This window comes from Candidatus Centipeda massiliensis, assembly GCF_900290285.1.
GTDB lineage: Bacteria > Bacillota > Negativicutes > Selenomonadales > Selenomonadaceae > Centipeda > Centipeda massiliensis.
The window spans coordinates 26,148-46,085 of record NZ_LT985754.1 but is presented as its reverse complement, the minus strand read 5'-3'; the positions used below and the strand labels follow the sequence as shown (position 1 = coordinate 46,085).

The 19,938-nt window shown below is 58.2% G+C and carries 22 protein-coding genes, 1 tRNA gene, 1 pseudogene and 1 riboswitch; of the genes and pseudogenes, 15 read left to right on the top strand and 9 right to left on the bottom strand.

What is annotated here, in order from left to right; genetic code table 11:
- Both C8273_RS00250 and C8273_RS00245 read right to left on the bottom strand, forming a co-directional pair.
- Nucleotides 1-288 (bottom strand): transposase (locus C8273_RS00250; protein ID WP_106625897.1); only part of this gene is annotated, 288 nt, incomplete at its 3' end.
- Nucleotides 285-512 carry a hypothetical protein gene (locus C8273_RS00245; protein ID WP_199820952.1) on the bottom strand — a complete coding sequence of 76 codons (228 nt, stop codon included), beginning with the start codon at nucleotides 510-512 and terminating at the stop codon, nucleotides 285-287. The genes C8273_RS00250 and C8273_RS00245, both read right to left, overlap by 4 nt.
- 36 nt (nucleotides 513-548) lie before the next feature.
- Here C8273_RS00245 and C8273_RS13390 point away from each other — a divergent pair.
- The 5 genes and pseudogenes from C8273_RS13390 (at nucleotide 549) to C8273_RS00220 (ending at nucleotide 6,379) form a co-directional block, all read left to right on the top strand.
- Nucleotides 549-699, top strand: a pseudogene (locus C8273_RS13390) (secretion protein HlyD).
- Nucleotides 700-787: 88 nt separating this feature from the next.
- A riboswitch (cobalamin riboswitch) is annotated at nucleotides 788-1,008 on the top strand.
- 192 nt (nucleotides 1,009-1,200) lie between these two features.
- A complete protein-coding gene (locus C8273_RS00235) occupies nucleotides 1,201-3,411 on the top strand; it encodes a TonB-dependent receptor (RefSeq protein ID WP_106625896.1) in 2,211 nt (736 codons plus the stop codon).
- A 70-nt stretch (nucleotides 3,412-3,481) separates the two neighbouring features.
- On the top strand, nucleotides 3,482-4,543 hold the full coding sequence (locus C8273_RS00230) for an ABC transporter substrate-binding protein (protein ID WP_106625895.1): 1,062 nt from the start codon (nucleotides 3,482-3,484) through the stop codon (nucleotides 4,541-4,543).
- Nucleotides 4,544-4,547: 4 nt separating this feature from the next.
- Nucleotides 4,548-5,600 carry a FecCD family ABC transporter permease gene (locus C8273_RS00225; protein WP_106625894.1) on the top strand — a complete coding sequence of 351 codons (1,053 nt, stop codon included), beginning with the start codon at nucleotides 4,548-4,550 and terminating at the stop codon, nucleotides 5,598-5,600.
- Complete coding sequence (locus C8273_RS00220; RefSeq protein WP_106625893.1) at nucleotides 5,597-6,379, top strand: ABC transporter ATP-binding protein; 783 nt, start codon at nucleotides 5,597-5,599, stop codon at nucleotides 6,377-6,379. Before C8273_RS00225 ends, C8273_RS00220 begins: the two co-directional genes overlap by 4 nt.
- Nucleotides 6,380-6,482: 103 nt before the next feature.
- On the opposite strand, the gene C8273_RS00215 is transcribed toward C8273_RS00220, so the two are convergent.
- From C8273_RS00215 to C8273_RS00195, 5 genes are all read right to left on the bottom strand, one after another.
- A complete protein-coding gene (locus tag C8273_RS00215) occupies nucleotides 6,483-6,971 on the bottom strand; it encodes a pyridoxamine 5'-phosphate oxidase family protein (protein ID WP_106625892.1) in 489 nt (162 codons plus the stop codon).
- Nucleotides 6,972-7,032: 61 nt separating this feature from the next.
- A tRNA-Ala gene (locus C8273_RS00210) sits at nucleotides 7,033-7,108 on the bottom strand.
- 104 nt (nucleotides 7,109-7,212) lie between these two features.
- Nucleotides 7,213-8,970: a 1-deoxy-D-xylulose-5-phosphate synthase gene (locus C8273_RS00205; RefSeq protein WP_106625891.1), complete on the bottom strand. Its 1,758-nt coding sequence runs from the start codon at nucleotides 8,968-8,970 to the stop codon at nucleotides 7,213-7,215.
- 149 nt (nucleotides 8,971-9,119) lie between these two features.
- Nucleotides 9,120-9,671 (bottom strand): NAD(P)H-dependent oxidoreductase, encoded by a 552-nt coding sequence (locus C8273_RS00200; protein WP_106625890.1) that lies wholly within the window; start codon nucleotides 9,669-9,671, stop codon nucleotides 9,120-9,122.
- A gap of 36 nt (nucleotides 9,672-9,707) precedes the next feature.
- Entirely contained in the window at nucleotides 9,708-11,465 is a 1,758-nt protein-coding gene (locus tag C8273_RS00195; RefSeq protein WP_106625889.1) for a 1-deoxy-D-xylulose-5-phosphate synthase, read from the bottom strand.
- Nucleotides 11,466-11,622: 157 nt separating this feature from the next.
- Between C8273_RS00195 and C8273_RS00190 the strand changes: the two genes are divergently transcribed.
- From C8273_RS00190 to C8273_RS00175, 4 genes are all read left to right on the top strand, one after another.
- Nucleotides 11,623-12,186, top strand: coding sequence for an acyl-CoA thioesterase (locus C8273_RS00190; RefSeq protein WP_106625888.1), 564 nt, complete (start codon nucleotides 11,623-11,625; stop codon nucleotides 12,184-12,186).
- Nucleotides 12,187-12,501: 315 nt separating this feature from the next.
- Nucleotides 12,502-13,974 (top strand): DUF2828 family protein, encoded by a 1,473-nt coding sequence (locus C8273_RS00185; RefSeq protein ID WP_106625887.1) that lies wholly within the window; start codon nucleotides 12,502-12,504, stop codon nucleotides 13,972-13,974.
- 111 nt (nucleotides 13,975-14,085) lie between these two features.
- Nucleotides 14,086-14,355: a type II toxin-antitoxin system RelB/DinJ family antitoxin gene (locus C8273_RS00180; RefSeq protein ID WP_106625886.1), complete on the top strand. Its 270-nt coding sequence runs from the start codon at nucleotides 14,086-14,088 to the stop codon at nucleotides 14,353-14,355.
- Nucleotides 14,348-14,605, top strand: coding sequence for a Txe/YoeB family addiction module toxin (locus C8273_RS00175; RefSeq protein ID WP_106625885.1), 258 nt, complete (start codon nucleotides 14,348-14,350; stop codon nucleotides 14,603-14,605). The genes C8273_RS00180 and C8273_RS00175 overlap by 8 nt, the downstream gene beginning before the upstream one ends.
- Here the strand turns inward: C8273_RS00175 and C8273_RS00170 are convergent.
- Nucleotides 14,596-15,084, bottom strand: a complete 489-nt coding sequence (locus C8273_RS00170) for a methylated-DNA--[protein]-cysteine S-methyltransferase (RefSeq protein WP_106625884.1) — start codon at nucleotides 15,082-15,084, stop codon at nucleotides 14,596-14,598. The genes C8273_RS00175 and C8273_RS00170 overlap by 10 nt on opposite strands.
- A gap of 149 nt (nucleotides 15,085-15,233) precedes the next feature.
- Between C8273_RS00170 and C8273_RS00165 the strand changes: the two genes are divergently transcribed.
- A complete protein-coding gene (locus C8273_RS00165) occupies nucleotides 15,234-15,902 on the top strand; it encodes a vWA domain-containing protein (RefSeq protein WP_106625883.1) in 669 nt (222 codons plus the stop codon).
- Here the strand turns inward: C8273_RS00165 and C8273_RS12775 are convergent.
- The gene (locus C8273_RS12775; RefSeq protein WP_106625882.1) at nucleotides 15,899-16,048 is read right to left on the bottom strand and encodes a secretion protein HlyD; all 150 of its coding nucleotides are present in this window, start codon (nucleotides 16,046-16,048) and stop codon (nucleotides 15,899-15,901) included. The two genes, C8273_RS00165 and C8273_RS12775, sit on opposite strands and share 4 nt — an antisense overlap.
- Nucleotides 16,049-16,174: 126 nt before the next feature.
- On the opposite strand from C8273_RS12775, the gene C8273_RS00155 reads away from it, so the two are divergent.
- The 5 genes from C8273_RS00155 to C8273_RS00135 all read left to right on the top strand — a co-directional run bounded on the left by C8273_RS00155 (nucleotide 16,175) and on the right by C8273_RS00135 (nucleotide 19,859).
- A complete protein-coding gene (locus C8273_RS00155; protein ID WP_106625881.1) occupies nucleotides 16,175-16,912 on the top strand; it encodes a hypothetical protein in 738 nt (245 codons plus the stop codon).
- A gap of 587 nt (nucleotides 16,913-17,499) precedes the next feature.
- Nucleotides 17,500-18,111 carry a hypothetical protein gene (locus tag C8273_RS00145; protein WP_234343740.1) on the top strand — a complete coding sequence of 204 codons (612 nt, stop codon included), beginning with the start codon at nucleotides 17,500-17,502 and terminating at the stop codon, nucleotides 18,109-18,111.
- Nucleotides 18,112-18,240: 129 nt separating this feature from the next.
- Nucleotides 18,241-18,474 carry a molecular chaperone DnaJ gene (locus tag C8273_RS00140; protein ID WP_106625879.1) on the top strand — a complete coding sequence of 78 codons (234 nt, stop codon included), beginning with the start codon at nucleotides 18,241-18,243 and terminating at the stop codon, nucleotides 18,472-18,474.
- A gap of 7 nt (nucleotides 18,475-18,481) precedes the next feature.
- Nucleotides 18,482-18,628, top strand: a complete 147-nt coding sequence (locus C8273_RS12595; RefSeq protein WP_159060718.1) for a hypothetical protein — start codon at nucleotides 18,482-18,484, stop codon at nucleotides 18,626-18,628.
- Nucleotides 18,629-18,641: 13 nt separating this feature from the next.
- The gene (locus tag C8273_RS00135) at nucleotides 18,642-19,859 is read left to right on the top strand and encodes an RtcB family protein (protein WP_407695394.1); all 1,218 of its coding nucleotides are present in this window, start codon (nucleotides 18,642-18,644) and stop codon (nucleotides 19,857-19,859) included.
- Nucleotides 19,860-19,938: the final 79 nt, after the last annotated feature.

The window sequence follows — 19,938 nt, the reverse complement described above, 5'->3', positions numbered from 1 at the left end:
GATCTCTTCCATGATGCGGTAAACGGTGCGTCCACTCGGAACATGGATGCCTTCTGGCTGCTTGATCTTGAGTGCCTGATACATGCGGATTCTTCCGTAGGTATCGTTGCATTCATCCTCTGCATGGATCTGCATCATGGCATCGGCAAGTTCCTGATATTTCCAGGGGCGGTCTTTGCTCACCAGATACTGATAAAATCCCTGTCTTGTGACATGGAGCAGTCTGCAATAAAAACTGATATTTCCTTTGTGTGCGCCGTCTGCTGTCTTGAACGCAATAAACTTCATACGTTCGTTTTTGTTGACTTCAGACGGCTCGCGGCGAAAAAAGCGCTTGCTTCTTCCAGAAAGTCATTCTCTTTCTTCAGACGTCGAATTTCCTTATCCTGTGCCTTGAGCTGGGCGCGCAGCTGCACGAGTTCCTCATGCAAGCTCAGGGCACTCTGCGGTGTTTGCGTGCCGCACCCAAGATCCAAATATCCAAGACGTTGTGCACGTGTCCATGTATACATCGTGTTCTTGGAAATTCCTAGGGAATCGCTGATAAAATGAAGTCCGTCAGATTGGCGTAGATTTTTTCGTCCGAACAAGGAGACAAACCGGACGCATAGCAAAGGCTATGTGGAGGATTTGTCGACACAGAGAGGGCGAAAAAGATACGCCAAGGTGGCAGTGCTGAATTTATCAGTGCTTCCTTAAAAAGCTTGACAAAGCCGATCATGTTTAATTATACTACAACACAGTTTTTGTAGATTCCAATTTAGGAAACGCAGGATGAATCCGCGTTTTCTTCATAAGCAGATTCGGTGCCCAAACGGGCATAACAGGGAAATCGGGGAGCGCGGTTTTGTGCTGCGACTCCATAAGCCGATGCGGTCCCGCCGCCGTAATGCTGAGGATGCTCCAAGGGAAGCGCTGATTCGCTTCCCAAGATGTCACTGGGAAACCGGGAAGGCGGAGCGGACGATGATGCAGAGCCGGAAGACCTACCGAATCTCGTGCGCCGGAGTGCCGCGCCCCGTGGGGGAGCGCCGCCTCCTCTGCATCCTGCGATGGACAGGACGGCAGGCTTTTTTCGTGTGAGAAAGCCCCGTCAGCCGTCGACGGGGCTTTTGCATGGAACGCACGATGTGGTTAGGAATGTGTAGTTTAGGAGAGGATGGGCAGCTTGTGCCCGTCCGGATCAAGGAGGAAATGGAAATGACGAAGAGAAAGCTGGCTCTCGCGGTCGCACTGGCGACGGCAAGTTCGGTCTGGATGGGCGCGGCAAGCGCTGCGGAGAAGACGGAGGCGCTGGACTCCTACGAACTCTCGCCCGTCGATGTGGAGGGACAGCGTCCGGCTGCGGAGGAGGAGAATGCCCTTGTGAGCAGCACGGGCGGCACCGGCTTCCTCGGGACGAAGGATGTGATGGATGTCCCGTTCCGGCAGACGAACATCACAAACAAGGCGATCTCGCAGTTTGACGATGGGATGAACACGCTGCCGAACGCATTCCTCACATCGTCGTCCGTGCGTACGAGCGGCAGTACACTGTACAATGACTTCTCGATCCGCGGCTTTGCCATGAACGCCTATCAGTTCAAGACCAACGGCGTGCCGGGGATGTTCACGCAGATGAATACGCCCGCGAATTTCGTGGAGAGCATCGAGGTGATTGCGGGTCCCGCGATCGGCATTCACGGCACGACGAGCTCGGAGTCGGCGGGCGGCTCGGTCAATCTCGTGACGAAGAAGGCAGAGTACGGCAGGCAGCGCATCACCTACAAGCAGACGATCAATGGGCGCGGCGCACTCGGCGAGATCTTCGACATCGGCAAGCGCTTCGGCAAAAATGAGCAGTGGGGGCTGCGCATCAATGCGGAGAACATCCAGGGCAAGACCGCCGTTGACCGCGAGAAGCTGACGACACGCGATTTCTATGTCAACCTCGACCATGCGGGCACAAAGAGCACGACGAACCTCTTCGCGGGCTACCGCTACTCGAAGAATGAGGGCGGACAGCGCTACTTCGCCTTTGACGGCACGGGCGCGAACGCGTACACGGGAAACCGTCTGCCGTCGCCGCCGAGCGGGCGAAACAACTACAGCTTCAATGGGGCACATCTCACCATGTCTACGTGGACGGCGGTTCTTAACCACGAGCAGCGGCTCAGTGAGAAATGGAAGGCGTTCCTGAATGCCGGATACAGCTACAACCACGGCAGCAGCTACGTGATGACAAACGCGAGCCGGCTCTTTATGCTGAACGAGGACGGCGACTTCCGGAATGCGCTGTGGACGAATCCCTTTGCGGTCCGAAACAGCTATGCGCAGCTCGGGGTGCGGGGCTCATTCGACATCGGCCGGGTGAAGAACGATATGGTCCTCGCATTCGACCGCGACTGGTACTACGGGTATTGGGGCTATGAGCAGTATGGAAGGTACGGCAATCAGGTTCCCGTGTATGGCAGTGTGACCGGATCGCTGCGTGACGGCATCCGCACGCTCATTCAGAACTATGATCCTGCCACGATCAACGGGCCGTTCAAGTCGGCGGCAACGATCTATTCCGGTGTGTCGGTGACGGATACGCTCACCTACGGCAAGGCGTCTGTCCTGCTGGGCGTTCATCATCACAGTGTAAAGGCCACGTCCTATTCCAATACGTCCGGCTACAAGGACGGGAAAACCGTAAGCAGCAGCGCGAACTCGCCGACCTACGGCATCGTCTACAAGCCGACGGAGGATCTCAGCCTCTATGCGAATCATTCGGAGAGCTTTGACAAAGGCACGGCGGTCGGAGGCGGCTATATGAATACGGGCGCAATGCTTGCACCTGCCAAGACGAAGCAGAATGAACTCGGCGTAAAGTATCGGAAGAACGGTCTCAGCGCAGGGATGAGCCTGTTCCAGATCGAGCAGGATCGTACGATAGATGTGCGATATGCGGGAGATCCAAAGGACACGAGGGTGATGGAGGGCAAGAATAAGCTCAAGGGCGTTGAGCTGAGCGTCTCCGGACAAATTGCACCGAAGTGGACGCTGACAGGCGGCCTGATGCACATCGCGACAGAGCAGAAGACAAACACTGCATATAATGGCAAGTCTGTCAGCGGCATTGCGGACTGGAGCGCGATGCTCGCCGCCGAGTACACAGCAGATGCAAAGACCTCGGCGTTCCTGCGCATGGTCTACTCCGGCAAGGCTCCGATCTATGCAAATGCGTCGAACCAGCTCGACGTGCCTGCCTATGTGACCGTTGATCTCGGCGTGACGTACAAGACGACGCTCGGAACGGTGCCGACGACCTTCAACCTCACGGCGTACAACGTTCTCGACAAACGCTACTGGATGTCGCGTCCGGGCTACAACTACGGGATTCAAGGCTATCCGCGCAGCTTCATGCTGTCGATGCAGATGGATATCTAGGGAATCGCTGATAAAAATGTAGGGGGATTCGCTGCACTGCAGCGGATTCCCTTTTCTGCAGGGGGAAATGATGAAGAAGAATCTATTGCTGTATGGGCTCGTTCTCTGTTTCCTGATCGCGCTCGCGGGCTGCGGGAAGGAGACCGCAGAGCAGGCGAAGGGTGCGGATACGATCACAGTTACGGACAGCATCGGGCGCGAGGTGACGGTGCCCTATCCGCTGACGCGCGTCGTCGTGTCGAATGCCTACAACGCCGAGCTGATCAACGCGGTCGGAGCGATCGACACGGTGATCGGCGTCGACAACTACATCTTTAACGATGAGGCGGGCTTCAAGGGGAAGTTCAGGCAGGATCAGGTGATCGGCGCAAACCAGCGGGAGCTGAACTACGAAAAAATCATCGAGCTGCAGCCGCAGGCGCTCATCCTCACGGGCAACGGCGGCTGGGAGGATGCGGCGGACAAGCTCGGAAAGTTCGGCATTGCGGTCATTGTGGTCGATGCCTACTATACGCGCGAGTTTCAGGACAACTGTGCGCTGATCGGCAAACTCTTCGGCAAGGAAGCGGAGGCAGCAGAACTTTCGGCGTTCTTCACCGAGAAACTCGACTACATCAAGCAGCAGACAGCGAATGTGCCGAAGAAGAATCTCTATTTCGAGTACCGCACGGAGGGCAAGACGACCGTGCCGGGCGACTATTTCTATGATATGGTGGAGTATTCGGGCGCACACAATATCTTTGGTGATGCGAAGAATGTGCAGGTGAATCCGGAGGCGGTCATTGAGCGCAATCCCGCGTACATTGTGAAGGTCTCGGAGCCGAAGGTGAACTCGTCCTACATCCCGCCGACGCCGGAGGATCACAGGCGCATCCTGGAGGAGATCAAGACGCGAAAGGGCTGGGATACGATTGACGCGGTGAAAAGCGATCGCATCCTCCTGCTCTCGCACTACGCACACGGCGGCGCATCAAAGCTCGTGGGGACGATGTACATCGCGAAATTCCTCTATCCGGATCAGCTGCCGGATCTGCATCCCGAGGATGTGTTCAAGGTGTGGCTGGAAAAATATCAGCATCTCCCGTACATCGAGGGGCACACCTATCCCGCATTCCCACTGTCGGGGGAGTAACACCATGCTGGAACAGGAATACCACGCGCACAGCCGCAGGAAGTATCTGATGATCGCATCGGGCATCGTGCTGACGTTTGTCGCCGCCTATATTTTTACAACCCTTGGGATGAAGGACGCGGCGATGTTTCAGACGGCGGAGGCGGTCACGCGATATTTTGACGGGACGCTCGACGGCGGTGCGGACACGGCGATGAACAAGATCATCCTGCTGCTGCGTCTGCCGCGCGTGCTGCTGGCGATCATCGCGGGTGCGGGGCTTGCGCTCGCGGGCGCACTGATGCAGTCCGTGACGCGCAACTATCTCGTCAGTCCGTTCACGCTCGGCATCTCGGCGGCAGCGGCACTCGGCGCCTCGCTCTGCATCGTTCTCGCGGCGGGGACGGCACTCGACAGTGACCTCGGCATCATCACATCGGCGTTTCTGCTCTCGTGCGCCTGCGGCATCATCGTCTACGGCATCGCGCGGCGCTCGGGGCTGAGTCCGACGACGATCGTGCTCGTCGGCATCGCGCTGAACTATTTCTTCAGCGCGCTGACGGCGACGCTTGAATTCTTCGCGCAGGAGCATAAGCTGGCGGCGGTCATTCAGTGGACGTTCGGCTCGCTGCACCGCGCATCGTGGGAGTACGTCGCCATCGGCGGCGTCATTGTCGCACTGGGGATTGCCGCAGCGCTCTTTTACGCGCTGCCGCTGAATGTGATGGCGGTGAGCGACGATGAGACGGCGCGCAGCCTCGGGGTGAATCCCGCACGCCTGCGCACGATTGCAGGGCTGACGGCCGTTCTGATGACGGCGACGATCATCAGTTTTACGGGGGTGATCGGCTTCGTGGGACTGATCGCACCGCACATGGCACGCTTTCTGATCGGGACGGATCATCGCTTCTACCTGCCGTTCACGGCGGTGCTCGGCGCGGCGCTCCTTCTCGTGGCTGATACGGTCGGCAAGCTGATCCTCTACCCGGTGACCATTCCCGTGGGGATCGTGATCTCATTCCTCGGTGTGCCGCTCTTTATCCATCTGATTCTGCGCAGGAGGAGGTCATTCGAATGAGCGGAGAACAGCGCCTCTCGGCGGAGCACCTCATCTTCGGCTATCGGGCGGATCGGCGCATCCTCGATGATGTGTCGCTCAGCGTTGCCGCAGGCGAGGTGCTGGGCCTCCTCGGCCCGAACGGCACGGGCAAGACGACGCTCATCAAGTGCATCGCACAGCTGCTGCGCCCGCAGGGAGGAACGATACGCGTTGACGATGTAAATCTCGCCGCACTCTCGGCCGGTGAGATCGCTAAGCGGATTGCCTATGTGCCGCAGTATACGAATGCGGCGTTCGGTATGACGGCGCTGCAGGCGGTGCTGATGGGGCGTCTCCCATATGCGGGACACCGCTATCGTGCAGAGGACGAGCGCATTGCGTTCGATGTGATTGCGCGCATGGATCTCACGGACTTTGCCTTTCGTAACATCCAGGAGATGAGCGGCGGTGAGCGGCAGCGTGTCTTTATCGCACGCGCGCTCGCGCAGGAGACCGGCGTCATCATTCTCGATGAGCCGACGGCGAGCCTCGATCTGCACAATCAGCTGTTCATCCTGCGCACGATCACCGAGATTGCGCGGCGGGAGAACATCGCCGTCCTCATGACCATCCACGACCTCAACCTCGCCTCGCTGTTCTGCGATACGCTCCTCATGCTGAAGGACGCGCACGTATATGCACACGGGCAGACGCAGGAGGTGCTGACCGAGGATAGTGTCGCCGCGATGTACGGCGTGCGGACGTGCGTCACTGTCGAGGACGGAGCGAAACATGTGCGGCTGTTGAGGGATGGGTAGGGCTGAATTTATCACCGCTTCCATAAAGACAGGGGCTGCTGTACGAAGCTTTTCGCTTCGTACAGCAGCCCCTGTGTGCGTCCAGAGATGCAAGCGGAAGTGTTTATTTCTTTGCGATGAGTGCGCTCCCAACCTTGCCCGTGATATGGGCGATGCTCATCTCGAGCATGCAGAAGCGATCCCACGTGCGGTCGATCATCTCCCGATGCTGTGCCTCTGTGGCCTCGGGTGCGTACTTCACGGCGAGCTTGTGGATCGCCGCCATTTTCTCATGATCGTCCGTGATGATGCGGATGCTGCCGAAGACGATGGCGCTGCGGTATGCGGTTGTATATTTCTCGGGGATGACCTCGTCCTGATCGATGACGGCAAAGGACGCATTCGGGTTCTTCTGGATCGCGTCGATCTTGTGACCCTCGGCTGCACTGTGGAAATAGATGTGCTCACCGTCATAGACGTAGCTGATGGGAACGGCGTAGGGAAACGCCTTGTCGCCCGTGAGTGCGAGTACACCCGCCGAGCCGCGTAGGAGTACCGCCTCAGCGTCCTCGTATGAAAGCTGCTGGACGCTGCGCCGCATTTTGTGAAACATCATGCACCTTCCTACCAAAAAACGGAGGCATCCTTCGGATGCCTCCATACGATGTCAATGATGGTGGAGACGAAGAGGATTGAACTCTCGACCCCCAGATTGCGAACCTGGTGCTCTCCCAGCTGAGCTACGTCCCCGTGGCTGACAGAGGATATTATAACGCGCCGCCGGGGAAAATGCAAGCTGTTTTTTAAGGAATCGCTGAATTTATCAGTGCTTCCTGAAAGAATCGAGAAAGCCGTCACCGCAGCTCCTGCAGCACATCCGCCGCGATCTGCGGCGCAGTAAGGTGGTACTTGCGTGCGAGCGCGGCAGGATCGTAGCGGTTGAAGAACGCCTTCGGCAGACCGTAGTTCATGACGCGGACATCGCCTTTTCTCCCGTAATGCGATGCGACCTTTTGTCCGAAGCCGCCCGTGAGGATGCCGTCCTCAATCGTTAGGATGAGGCGGTGCTTTGCACGCAGCGCATCGAGCAGCTCCGTATCGAGTCCCGAGAGGTAGAGGGGATTCACGACGGTCGCGCGGATTCCCTTACGCGCGAGCTCGTCTGCCGCCTCGGATGCGAGCGCGGCGAAGTTGCCGACGCCGATGAGCGCGACATCCGCTCCCTCGGTGACGACGATGGACTTGTTGAGCGTGCTGTAGTCCGTACGCACGGGGTAGGGGCTTTCCTCATAGCCCGCGAACGGCATGCGGATCATGACGGGGTGCTCCCGCTGCTCCACCGCCCAGCGCAGGACGGCGATGTGCTCCGCGACGCTCGTCGGCGCGAGATAGACGAGGTTCGGGATGTTGGAGAAAATCGAGATGTCGTAGAAGCCGAGGTGCGTCACGTCGGTCGAGCGGTAGAGGGACGTGCCCGTCGCGAGAAAGACGGCGGGGCTGCGGTTGATGCAGACATCCTGCGCCATCTGGTCGTAGGTGCGTTGAAAGAAGCTGCTGTATGTACCAAAGATCGGGCACGCTCCGGCGCGTGCCAGCCCCGATGCCATCGCGACGGCGTGCTCCTCGGCAATGCCCACATCGACGTACTGACTGCCGAGTGCCGCGCGGTCGGCGGGGCTGAGATTGATGCCCCCAACGATGCCTGCCGACAGGTAGACGAAGTTCGGATTTTTCCGCGCCGTTTCGAGGACAAAGTCCACCGTCGCGACGGCGTATGGATCAGGTGTGGACGGCTGCTTTGGGATGCCGCTTTCAATATGAAAGGGCGCGTGACGGTGCCAGCCCTCGGGATCGTCCTCGGCAAAGGAGAGTCCCTTGCCCTTCTGCGTGCGGATATGAATGATGATGGGGCACTCACTGTCTTTTTCCTCGGAGAAGACGCGGATCAGTTCCTCCGTATCGTGTCCGTCCGCGACATAGCGGTAGCGGAGTCCCAGCGCGCGAAAGAGATTGTCCTCCGCCGTGCCGTTTGTATCGCGCAGCTCCTTGAATTTGCGGTACATCCCGCCGTGATTTTCGGAAATGGACTGGTCGTTGTCGTTGAGAACAATGATGAAGTTTGTGCCCATCTCGCCGATGACGTTCAGCCCCTCGAACGCCTCGCCGCCCGACAGCGCACCGTCGCCGATGACCACAACGACATTCTCCGTGCCGCCCGCAAGGTCACGCGCCTTGGCAAGCCCCGAGGCGAGGCTGATGCCCGTTGCGGTGTGCCCGATGTTGAAGAAGTCGTGTGCGCTTTCGTCCGTATTCGTAAAGCCTGAGACATCGCCGTACTCTGCCGCGCGGACGTACGCGCCTGCGCGCCCTGTGAGCATCTTGTGGGGGTAGCACTGGTGGGAAACATCAAAGACGATCTTGTCGTGCGGTGAGTCGAACACCGTGTGGAGTGCGATGGTCGCTTCGATGATCCCGAGGTTCGGACCGATGTGCCCGCCGATGAGACTTGTGCGCGTGATCAGCGCATCGCGCATCTCGCGGGCGAGGATGCGGCGCTGCTCGGGGCTGTAGCCGCGTATGTCCTCGGGTTCGTTGATCTTCTCAAGATACAAGGGAAAAGCCCTCCATTGACCTATAATAGTGTTTGCTTTTTATTATAGCACAAATTCTAACGAATCGCTGATAAAATTCGTAAACTTTCCACACGCAGACAGAGAAAAACCTCGGAGCGCGTGTCTCCGAGGTTGTCAAAATCCAAAGATTAGAGCAGGGACGTGATCTTTTCCACAAGGCGTTTTGCGTGCGCATGAGATGCCTCCGTCATGGCAGCAGCGCGCGCGGGATCGGTGCGGTCGGCGTAGGAAACGGCGTAGGTGGCGACAGCACCCTCGTAGACCATGCCCGTCAGCCCTGCCGTCTGCGAAAAGCGCCCCGTCATCATCTCTGCGGGGAACGCCTCGCCGTACGCGCTTTCGGGTGCGCCCGTGGTAAAGGAGAGGACGAGCTTCTTGTGGGCGAGCGCCTTGCCCGTTGAGCCGTGCGAGAAGCCGCGCACGAAGACATCCTCCAGCCACTTTGCGAGCAGTGCCGGGCAGCTGTACCAGAAGATCGGGAACTGCAGCACGATGATGTCCGCTGCGACAAGCTTTTTCTGCTCCGCCGCAACGTCAATTTGGTAGTCGGGATAGAGGGCGCCGAGATCGTCGAGGATGGCGTCCGGCAGCAGCTTCGCCAGATCCTCCATGATGATCTTGTTCGCAAACGAGTCATTTGCAAGGTCGGGGTGACCTGAGATAATCAAAACTTTTTTCATAAAAGCTCCTATCGTTATGTTTTACGCATTGGCGCGTCAATTCTTCAATGCCATCAGTGTATCCGCCGCGATCTGCTCGGCGGTGAGATGGTGCTCACGCGCAAGCTCGGTCGCGTCGTAGCGGTCGTGGAACTCCTTCGTAAGCCCGTAGCAGCGCACGCGGACGGCTGTGTCCATGCCGTAGTACGCGGCGATCTTCTGCCCAAAGCCACCGTCGAGGATGCCGTCCTCCAGCGTGAGGATGAGGCGGTGCTTTTCCTTGAGCCGCTCGAGGAGCGCCGTATCAAGCCCCGAGAGAAAGATCGGACTCACGACGGTCGCCTTGATGCCCTCCGCCGCAAGTCGGTCGGCGGCGGCACTTGCAAGCTGCGCAAAATTGCCCGCACCGATCAGTGCGACCTCCGCGCCCTCGGTGACAACCTGATATTTGTTGAGGTCACTGTAGTCCGTGCGCACGGGGTAGGGGCTCTCCTCGTAGCCCATGACCGGCATGCGGATCATGACGGGGTGCTTCGTCTGCGCGACCGACCAGCGCAGCACCGCCTTGTATTCGTCGAGGCTCGCGGGCGCGAGAAAGACGAGGTTCGGGATGTTCGCAAAGAGGGGAATGTCGAAGAAGCCGAGGTGTGTCACATCGTTCATGTAGTAGAGTGATGCACCGACGGAGAGAAAGACCGCCGGACTCGTATTGACGGCGACATCCTGTGCCATCTGGTCATAGACGCGCTGAAAGAAGGTGCTGTATGTGCCGAAGATCGGGCGTGCACCGCCGCGCGCCAGCCCCGATGCCATTGCAACGGCGTGCTCCTCGGCAATGCCCACGTCAACGTACTGACTGCCAAGCTCCGCGCGGTCTGCGGGGGAGAGTCCGATGCCGCCCATCGTGCCCGCCGCGAGAAAGACAACGTTCGGATGGACCTTTGCCTCTGCCTTGATGAAATCAACGGTCGCCGCTTGGAATGGATCCTTGTATGGATGTTTCAACGCGCCCGTCTCCACGTCGAACGGCATACGGTAGTGCCACGTCTCGGGATCCTCCTCGGCGAACTGGTAGCCCTTGCCCTTCTGCGTGACGATGTGTACGACGACGGGCGCAGCGCTGTCCTTGACTGCGGAGAACGCGGCGATCAGTGCCTCGCAGTCGTTGCCGTCCGCCACATAGCGGTAGTCGAGCCCCATCGCACGAAAGAGGTTGTTCGGCGCAGTCCCGTTCGTCTCGCGCAGACGGCGCAGCTCCTTATACATGCCGCCGTGGTTCTCCGCAATGGACTGACCGTTGTCGTTGAACACGATGATGAAGTTCGTCTCCATCTCTCCGACGACGTTCAGCCCCTCAAGAGCCTCGCCGCCCGAGAGGGAGCCGTCGCCGATGAGCGCGATGATGTTCTCGCTTCGCCCTGCGAGATCCCGCGCCTTTGCAAGCCCCGAGGCAAGGCTGATCGAGGTCGACGTGTGCCCGACGTTGAAGAAGTCATGCGGGCTCTCCTCCGGATTCGTATAGCCCGACACCTCGTCGTATTTGTCCTCGTCGATGTATGCCTCCACGCGCCCCGTCAGCATCTTGTGCGGGTAGGACTGGTGCGACACGTCGTAGACAATCTTGTCCGTCGGCGAATCAAAGACCGTGTGCAGCGCGATGATCGCCTCGACGATGCCGAAGTCCGGACCGAAATGCCCGCCGTGTATGCTTGCACGTTTTAAAAGTGCGCCGCGCATCTCGCGCGCGAGCTCCCTGCGCTGCTCCGCCGTATAGCCCTTGATGTCGGCGGGCGATGTGATTTTTTCCAGATACATTGAAATCCCCCTTTGTCAGATCATTTCCCTGCGCAAATTATACCACCGAAATGTACGTGCCTGTCAAGGAACGTAGCAAATGCAACGGATTATTTTCAGCAAAGCGTGGTAGAGTGGATGCTCTGATAAAAAATATTTTGATAGGGGAGATATATAAATGAAAGAATGCAAGATGAAGGACAGCCGCATCGTCATCAGTGAGGTCATGATGCCGAGTCAGGCGAACCCAAACGGGAACGTGCACGGCGGCGAGATCATGAAGCTGATGGACTCGGCGGCGTACGCAGCGGCGCGGCGGTATGCGCGCTCGAACGTCGTCACGGCACGCGTGGACGAGCTGGAGTTCCATCTGCCGATCCGCATTGGCGACCTCGTCGTTGTGACGGCGGACATCGTCTATGTCGGGCACAGCTCGATGGAGGTCGCCGTCAACGTCATCGTTGAGGATCTGGACGACGGCGGCGATCCGCAGCTCGGTCTCTCGGCATACTTCACCATGGTCGCGCTGGATCGCAACGCGCGTCCGAAGACCGTCCCGCCGCTCACACTCGACACCGAGGAGGCGCGTGCCGCCTTCGAGGAGGGCAAGCGCCGCTATGAGGCGCACAAGGCACGCAAGCGCGGCACCGTTACGCCTGCGGGCGGGTGCGTCTGCGATGCGATTGCGCAGCAGACACAGGCGGCGCATGCCGCGCACACGGCGAACGAGGTGAAGAAGTAGCAGTGTTCCTTGAAACAAAGGAGCGTTTATGCTACAATAAATGCAAGACATGAACAGCAATCTTCGGAATACCGAAGGGATTCCCTATGGGGATCGTCGGCGTGAAATCGTGTCTTGCAAAAGATGCCAACAGCAATACATCAACTGTCTGTAAAACAGCAGCGGGGTTCGACGACCCCGCAGGACGGGGCGGCGCGTCGCCTCCGTCTGCGGCATCTTGTCCGTATATGTCCGCAGTCTGCTGCGGTGAATGAATGTGTCCGGCACAGTGCATCCGCATCTGGGTCGGACATTTTGCGCAAAGGAGGATAAGCGATGCTGGACGCGCTGAAAGAGGGAAGCAACCGAACCTATACGCGGACGGAGAACGATGCCGCGACGTATGCAAGCTCCGGTTCAGACGTACTTGACTTCTTTGCGGCGGCAGGCGCGCTGCGGGAGGCGGGCGAGGCGGAGATCATCGTGCGCTTTACGCGTGCCTTTGCCGCGCATCCACTGTACGCCCTGCGCACACTCTTCTACGCGCGCGACGTGCGCGGGGGACTCGGCGAGCGGCGGCTCTTTCGCGTGCTGCTGAGCCATCTCGCCTTCGCTTCGCCCGCATCTCTCGAAAAGAATCTGAAATTCGTTCCGGGGTACGGTCGCTGGGACGATCTGCTCGTCCTCCTCGACACGCCCTTGGAGGTCGCCGCTGTCCGACTCATCCGCGCACAGCTTGAAAAAGATCTGCGTGCCGCATGGGAGGAAAAGCCGGTCTCCCTTCTCGCGAAGTGGCTGCCGTCCGTCAACACCTCCTCGCGTGCGGCGCGCAGACAGGCGCGGCGGCTCGCGGTTCTGTTCGGGATGAGGGAGGCGGACTACCGCAGGATGCTCGTCCGTCTGCGCCGCCGCATTGCACTCATCGAGAATGCCCTGCGCACGAGGGACTATACCTTTGACTACACAAAGCAGCCGTCGAAGGCGATGTTCAAGTACCGCGCGGCGTTCTGGCGCAACGACGTGGAGCGGTACAAGGCGTTTCTGTCGCGCGTGGAGCATGGGGAGGAGCAGCTGCATACGGGAACGCTCTATCCCTACGAGATCATCCGCCCGCTCAGTGGAGCAGTGACACCGCACATCCCGCAAGAGGAGGCGCGTACCCTTGATGTCACATGGAGCGCACTGCCCGACTATACGCATGGAGAGAATGCACTCGTCGTGCTCGACGGCTCCGGCTCGATGTACTGGGGCGGGAACCCCCTGCCGAGCAGCGTCGCGCTCTCGCTTGCCATCTACTTCGCCGAACGCAATACGGGCGCATTTCATGGGCACTTTATCACATTTTCCGAGAATCCGCGGCTTGTCGAGATCAAGGGCGCGACGATTGTGGAGCGTGTACACTACTGCAAAAGCTTTGACGAGGTGGCAAACACAAATCTTGAAGCGGTGTTCCGTCTCCTCCTGCGTGCAGCGGTGAAGAACCGTGTGCCGCAGGAGGAACTGCCCTCCGTACTCTACATCATCACGGATATGGAGTTCGATGCCTGTACCGTGGACGCGGACGTGATGAATTTCGAGCGGGCAAAGGAACTGTTCGCAGAGGCGGGCTATGCGCTGCCGCGCATCGTGTTCTGGAACGTCCAGAGCCGCAGCCGTCAGCAGCCCGTTACGATGAACGAGCAGGGCGTCATGCTCGTCTCCGGCTGCAGCCCGAGCATCTTTTCCATGGTCGTCGACGGGCGCATTACCCCGTACGAGTATATGGAGCAGGTGCTGCGCAGCGAACGGTATGCGGCGATTGAGGCATAGAGACGAAAAAAACGCAGCTCCGCGCGGGGCTGCGTTTTCTTGTGTGAGGGAGAATTTTTGTGGTATAATAACATGCAGTATTTGACGGATATATGACAGGAAGTGATACAGATGGCGCAGGATGTTATGGTGCGTATGGATGATGATTTGTCGATGCGTCTGCATGAAGTTTGTGACGAGATCGGGCTGCCTGTTTCCACCGCATTTCTGATTTTTGCGAAGCGCGTCGCACGAGATCGCAAAATCCCATTTGAACTCTCTGCGGACCCGGATCCGTTCTACTCGGAAAGCAATATGGCACACCTGCGTCGTGGAATTGCCCAGCTCAATGCCGGCATGGGCGTGCAGCATGACTTGATTGAGGTCGCAGACGGTGAATAAGACATGGTCGGATGAGGCGTGGGAGGATTATATCGGCTGGCAGTCAGAGGACAAGAAGACGCTGAAACGGATCAATCTCCTGCTCAAGGATGTGGAGCGGCATCCGTTTGACGGCGTTGGAAAACCGGAACCACTCAAGGGTGAACTCGGTGGGTTTTGGAGCAGAAGAATTGATGAAAAGAATCGACTGATCTATCGCATTGTCCCAAACGGGTTGGAAATTCTTTCCTGCAAAGGACATTATGAATAAAATCCCTCCGTCCGCAGCAGATACTCCTTTTTGTCCAGGCCGCCCGCATAGCCCGTGAGGCTGCCGTCCGCTCCGATCACCCTATGGCAGGGGACGATGATCGAGATCGGGTTGCGCCCGACTGCGCCGCCGACCGCCTGTGCCGACATGCGTTTTTTCGTTTGTTCTTCGAGGCGGCGTGCGATTGCTCCGTATGTCGTCGTCTCCCCGTATGGGATTGTCCGCAGGATTTCCCATACCGACATCTGAAACGCCGTGCCCGTGGGCTTGAGCGCAGGGCTGAAGTCCGGCTCCTTGCCGGCGAAATACAGATCGAGCCACCGTATGACCTCTCCAAACACGGGGAGGTCTTTTTTGCGCCCTGCCGAGAGATCGGGGAAATCCCTCTCCCCATCGAAGTACAGCCCCGTGAGCGCCGTGCCGTCACTTGTAAGCGTGATTCCGCCGAGCGGGGAGGTGTAGTGTGTTGTGTAGATCATTGGAATCCCTCCTACTGTTGTTGTTACTCTATTATAGAAGAAAACTGTCTTTTTTCAAAATGTCGCCTGTCATGCGACCACCCGTCCCCGTTTCCCTGCTATACTCGACACCATAGAAGAGGTCATATAGTACAGAGGAGGAGATCATCATGACAGAGGCAAAGACAAACGGACAGACGGAACTCGTATTCATCTTGGATCGGAGCGGGTCGATGTCGGGGTTGGAGTCCGATACCATCGGCGGGTTCAACGGCATGATCGCGCAGCACAAAGGGGATGGGGGAGATGTACTCGTCTCGACGGTTCTCTTTGACCACGAGGACGAGGTCATTCTCGACCGCGTGCGGATCGCAGAGGTGCCAACACTCACGGACAAGGAGTACTACACGCGCGGCTCGACGGCTCTGCTCGACGCGATGGGCAGCGCGATCCACCACATCAAAAACGTGCACAAGTACGCCCGCCCCGAAGACCGCCCCGCACGCACCATGTTCATCATCACCACCGATGGCATGGAGAACGCAAGCACGCGCTATACGGCGGATCAGGTGCGTGCGATGGTGAAGAAACAGGAAAAGGAGGCGGGCTGGGAGTTCGTCTTCCTCGGTGCGAACATCGACGCCGTACAGGTCGCGGACGGACTTGGCATCCGCGCCGATCATGCCGTCGAGTTTGCCTGTGACGCGGCGGGCGTGCGCGAGAACTTCGCGTCGCTTTCGCACATGACGTGTGCATTCGCACATACGGGTATCGTCGGAGCGGGGTGGAAGACGAAGATCAGCGAACACCTTGCAAAGCGTCAGAGCGGACGCAGTTAAGGAAGCACTGATAAATTCAGCACTGCCATCTTGGCACATCTTTTCCGCCCTCTCTGTGCCCTAGAATCCTCCACATAGCCCTTGCTATGCGTCCGGTTTGTCTCCTTGACAGGGCGAAAAATCTGTACCAATCTGACAGACTTCATTTTATCAGCGATTCCTTAAGCAGAGAGCGTGAAAAGTTTTTTGAAATAACGTTTGGCATGGACTTTTTTCGTCCATGCCATTCGCTATACTTACGGAAGCGGTCAAGAGATATGGAGGAAATCATCATGGCAGAGGCAAAGACAAACGGACAGACGGAGCTGGTATTCCTCATGGACGTCAGCGAGCCCATGGCGGACTTTGCGTCCGATATCATCGACGGGTTCAACGGCATGATTGCACGGCTCAGAGAGGAGAGGACGGATATCCTTGTTACTACTTGGCAGTTCGCTGATTTTAGCTTGTACGTTGATGAACGTGTGCCGATCACCGCGGACTCCGTACGCATGGAACAGGACTTCTTTGAGCGCCTCCGTATCATGCGGGAGCAGGTTGCACGCCAAGCTGCTCCCGCGCCCATCACACTAGAGGACGGCAAGCCCGGCAGAAGGGTGCTGATCAATGCGATAGGCGGTGTTGTCTGCCGCGCTAGGTACGTGTACAAGCATTATCCCGAGAACCCCGCGCGTACGATGTTCGTCATCATCACGGGCGGAGCGGATAACGCGAGCCTGTACTACTGGACGCCTGACCGGCTGCGGGATCTGCTAGAGCGGCAGGAAAAGGAGGTGGGCTGGGAGTTTATCCTCCTCGGTGCGAACATCGATGCAGCGCAGGTTGCAAGAGATCTCGGCATCCCTGCCGAGAACGCCGCCGTGTTCGCCTGTGACGCGGCGGGCGTGCGCGAGAACTTCGCATCGCTCGGGGCGATGATTCTGGAGTTTTCCGCGACGGGTGTTGCTCTGCCGACATGGTCGCAGAAGATCAGCGAGCATCTCGCGCAGAGCAAGGACGCTCGCAGCTGAGCGGGAACGAAAAGCCTCCCCTGCCAAGGCGGGGGAGGTGGCGAACAAAGTGAGCCGGTGGGGGCGCTTGCAGCGATATCGCAAACATAAACTAGGATGGTTGTATCTGTGATAAATCAATGAAAACAAATCTAGGTCTATGGCAACAGTTACGGATTCGCACTGCGTACTCCACGCAGAACCCTCGTTGCGCAAGCGGACGTGTGCTCGTCCGCGAGGGAATCACGGACGCATTCAGCTCTCCATCTTGGCACATCTTTTTCGCCCTCTCTGCGTCGATCAATCCTCAGCATAGCCACCGCTATGCTTCCGGTTAATCTCCTTGATAGGACGGAAAATCTGCACCAATCTGAACAGCATCATTGCGTTCGTGATTCCCCAATACCTGCGGATTCCAAACGCGCTGCGCCCCTCCGATTAAAATCCGCAGGGGGCGGGTCGCACACTCTACGCCGCTTGCTCCACTAGGGTTTGCTTTGGAGTACTGCATTTGCTTTTGTCTGTAACGTTTATCATAGTGCCACAAATCTCTTGCAGGGACAAAACCCCTGTGTTAAAATTTTATGAAAGAAATAACAGAAAGGGGAATGTCCATGATACCGCCGCACAAAACACCATCCGCAGAGCTTCTTGCAAAGATTCGCCGCTATATTGCCGAGCATCTGCTTGATGTCGGCGACGTGATTGAGGAAGCATCGCGCAAGATGCCGCACCCTGCGCCGCGTCCCTTTGAGGAGGCACGCGAGCGGCACGGCATTCGGCGGCGCGACGCAATGGAAGAGCCGGTGGTGTTCGGTGCGGGAGCCATCGCTCCCGGTATCGGCACACATCTTGACAACATCCTCTCACGCCTCAAAAGCAAACTGGACAAACCGCAGGAAACTTTCTCCGATCGCCTCCTGCGCCTCATCAGCGAGCGCGGTATGACCGATGCGGAGGCGTACAAGCGCGCGGGCATTGATCGCAAGTATTTCTCCAAGATCCGTAACGGACAGGCACCGTCCGCGAAGGTCATCTACGCATTCATCTTTGCACTCAGGCTGAATATCGACGAGGCACGGGATCTTCTCGCGAGCGCGGGGTACAGTATCTCGCCCGCGCGCGCATACGACCTCGTCATGGAGTTCTGCATCCTGGAGGGCTGCGACATCGATACGGTGAACGGAATCCTGTACGAGATGGGGATGGATGTGCTGTGACGTGAGAATTTATCAGTGATTCCTTTACGATACCGATAAAGAAAATGTCGCCCGCTAGGCGACCTATGGCGATGGATGTTCTGCTAGAATGAGCATAGATGAAGGAGAAATCGTTCGGAGGCGAGTGAGATGGAAATTTTGAAGAATTTGCAGAACGTATTTCGTGCCGTGCGTCCACCCTGCGCGCGCTGCCCCTACCGCCTTGGACTGGTGAAATTCGTGCAAAGCCCATGCCCGGCATGTATGTTGGATGGCTATCGCACATTCGACGCACTCACGCACGGGTGGAACAGTTTTCCCGGCATCTGGCGCGGCGGCATATTTCACGACGGAGCGGATGATGGGCGGATTTTCCGCAGGTAGGTGAGCGATGGAAACGATCAAAGGAATGCTGAAGCTCGTTGGCGAATGCGTCTCTGTACTTGCACTGCTGGTCGCATACGCCATCGTAAAAGTACTGTATTGGGGCGTCATGGGCGTCAAATTTCTGATCGCGCTCGTGATTTCTTTGAACTAGGGAAGGAACACAAATGACAATGGATCGAATGGAGATACGCGGCCGCTGCGGCGTCGCGATTGCATACGCAAAGGTGATCGAGGACGAGGCGGTCGAGCAGATCCGTCGGATGTGCGACTATGAGTTCACGGAGGGGGCGAGCATCCGCATCATGCCCGATGTGCACTGGGGCAAGGGCTGCACGATCGGCACGACGATGACCGTGTGGGACAAGGTCGTCCCGAACCTCGTCGGCGTCGACATCGGCTGCGGGATGTATACGGTCGACCTCGGCAAGGGGGAGATCGACCTCGCTCGTTTTGATGAGGCGGCACACTTCGTCCCGTCGGGGCGCAATCTCTGGGATGGGCGGCAGGAGCGATTTGACCTCACGGAGCTGCGTTGCTACCGCGCCCTCAAGGACACGAAGCGTATCGCACGCAGCCTTGGCACACTCGGCGGCGGCAATCACTTCATCGAGATTGACCGCAGCGCGGACGGCACGAACTACCTCGTCATCCACACGGGCAGCCGCAATCTCGGCAAGCAGGTTGCCGAATACTACCAGAATATCGCCATTGACCTATCGCACGGCAAGGACGAACTGTTCCGTGCGCGCGACGAACTCATCCGTCGCTACAAGGCAGAGGGGCGGCGCAGTGAGCTGCAGGAGGCGATCAAGGCGCTGAATCGGGACTTCAAGGCAAGGGCTGCGGAGATTCCCGCCGATCTCGCCTTCCTCTTCGGCAGTTATCTCGAGGACTATCTGCACGACATCGAGATCTGCCAAAACTTCGCACGGCGAAACCGCGAGGTCATTGCACGCGTCCTCTTGGAGCGCGCGGGACTCACGGCGGGCGAGGCGTTCCACACGGTACACAACTACATTGCGACCGACGAGCGTATCCTGCGCAAGGGCGCGATTGCGGCGCATGCGGGCGAGCGTGTCCTCATCCCAATTAATATGCGCGACGGCAGCATCCTCGCGGTCGGGCGCGGTGATCCCGACTGGAACTGGTCCGCGCCGCACGGGGCGGGGCGCCTCATGTCACGCACGGCAGCAAAGGAACGCCTCTCAATGGAGGAGTTCCGCGAAACAATGGCGGATGTCTACACCACCGCCGTCAACGAGAACACGCTCGACGAGGCGCCGATGGCGTACAAGTCCCTCGCAGACATCATTGACGTAATCGAGGACAGCGTGGACGTGATCGAGGTGCTGAAGCCGATCTATAATTTCAAAGCGGGATGAACGCTCGTGTGCGGTGCACTCTTGGGAGATATCATAGGTTCTCATAAGTTCTCCGCAGCACTGCAGCAGCTTTGGCAGT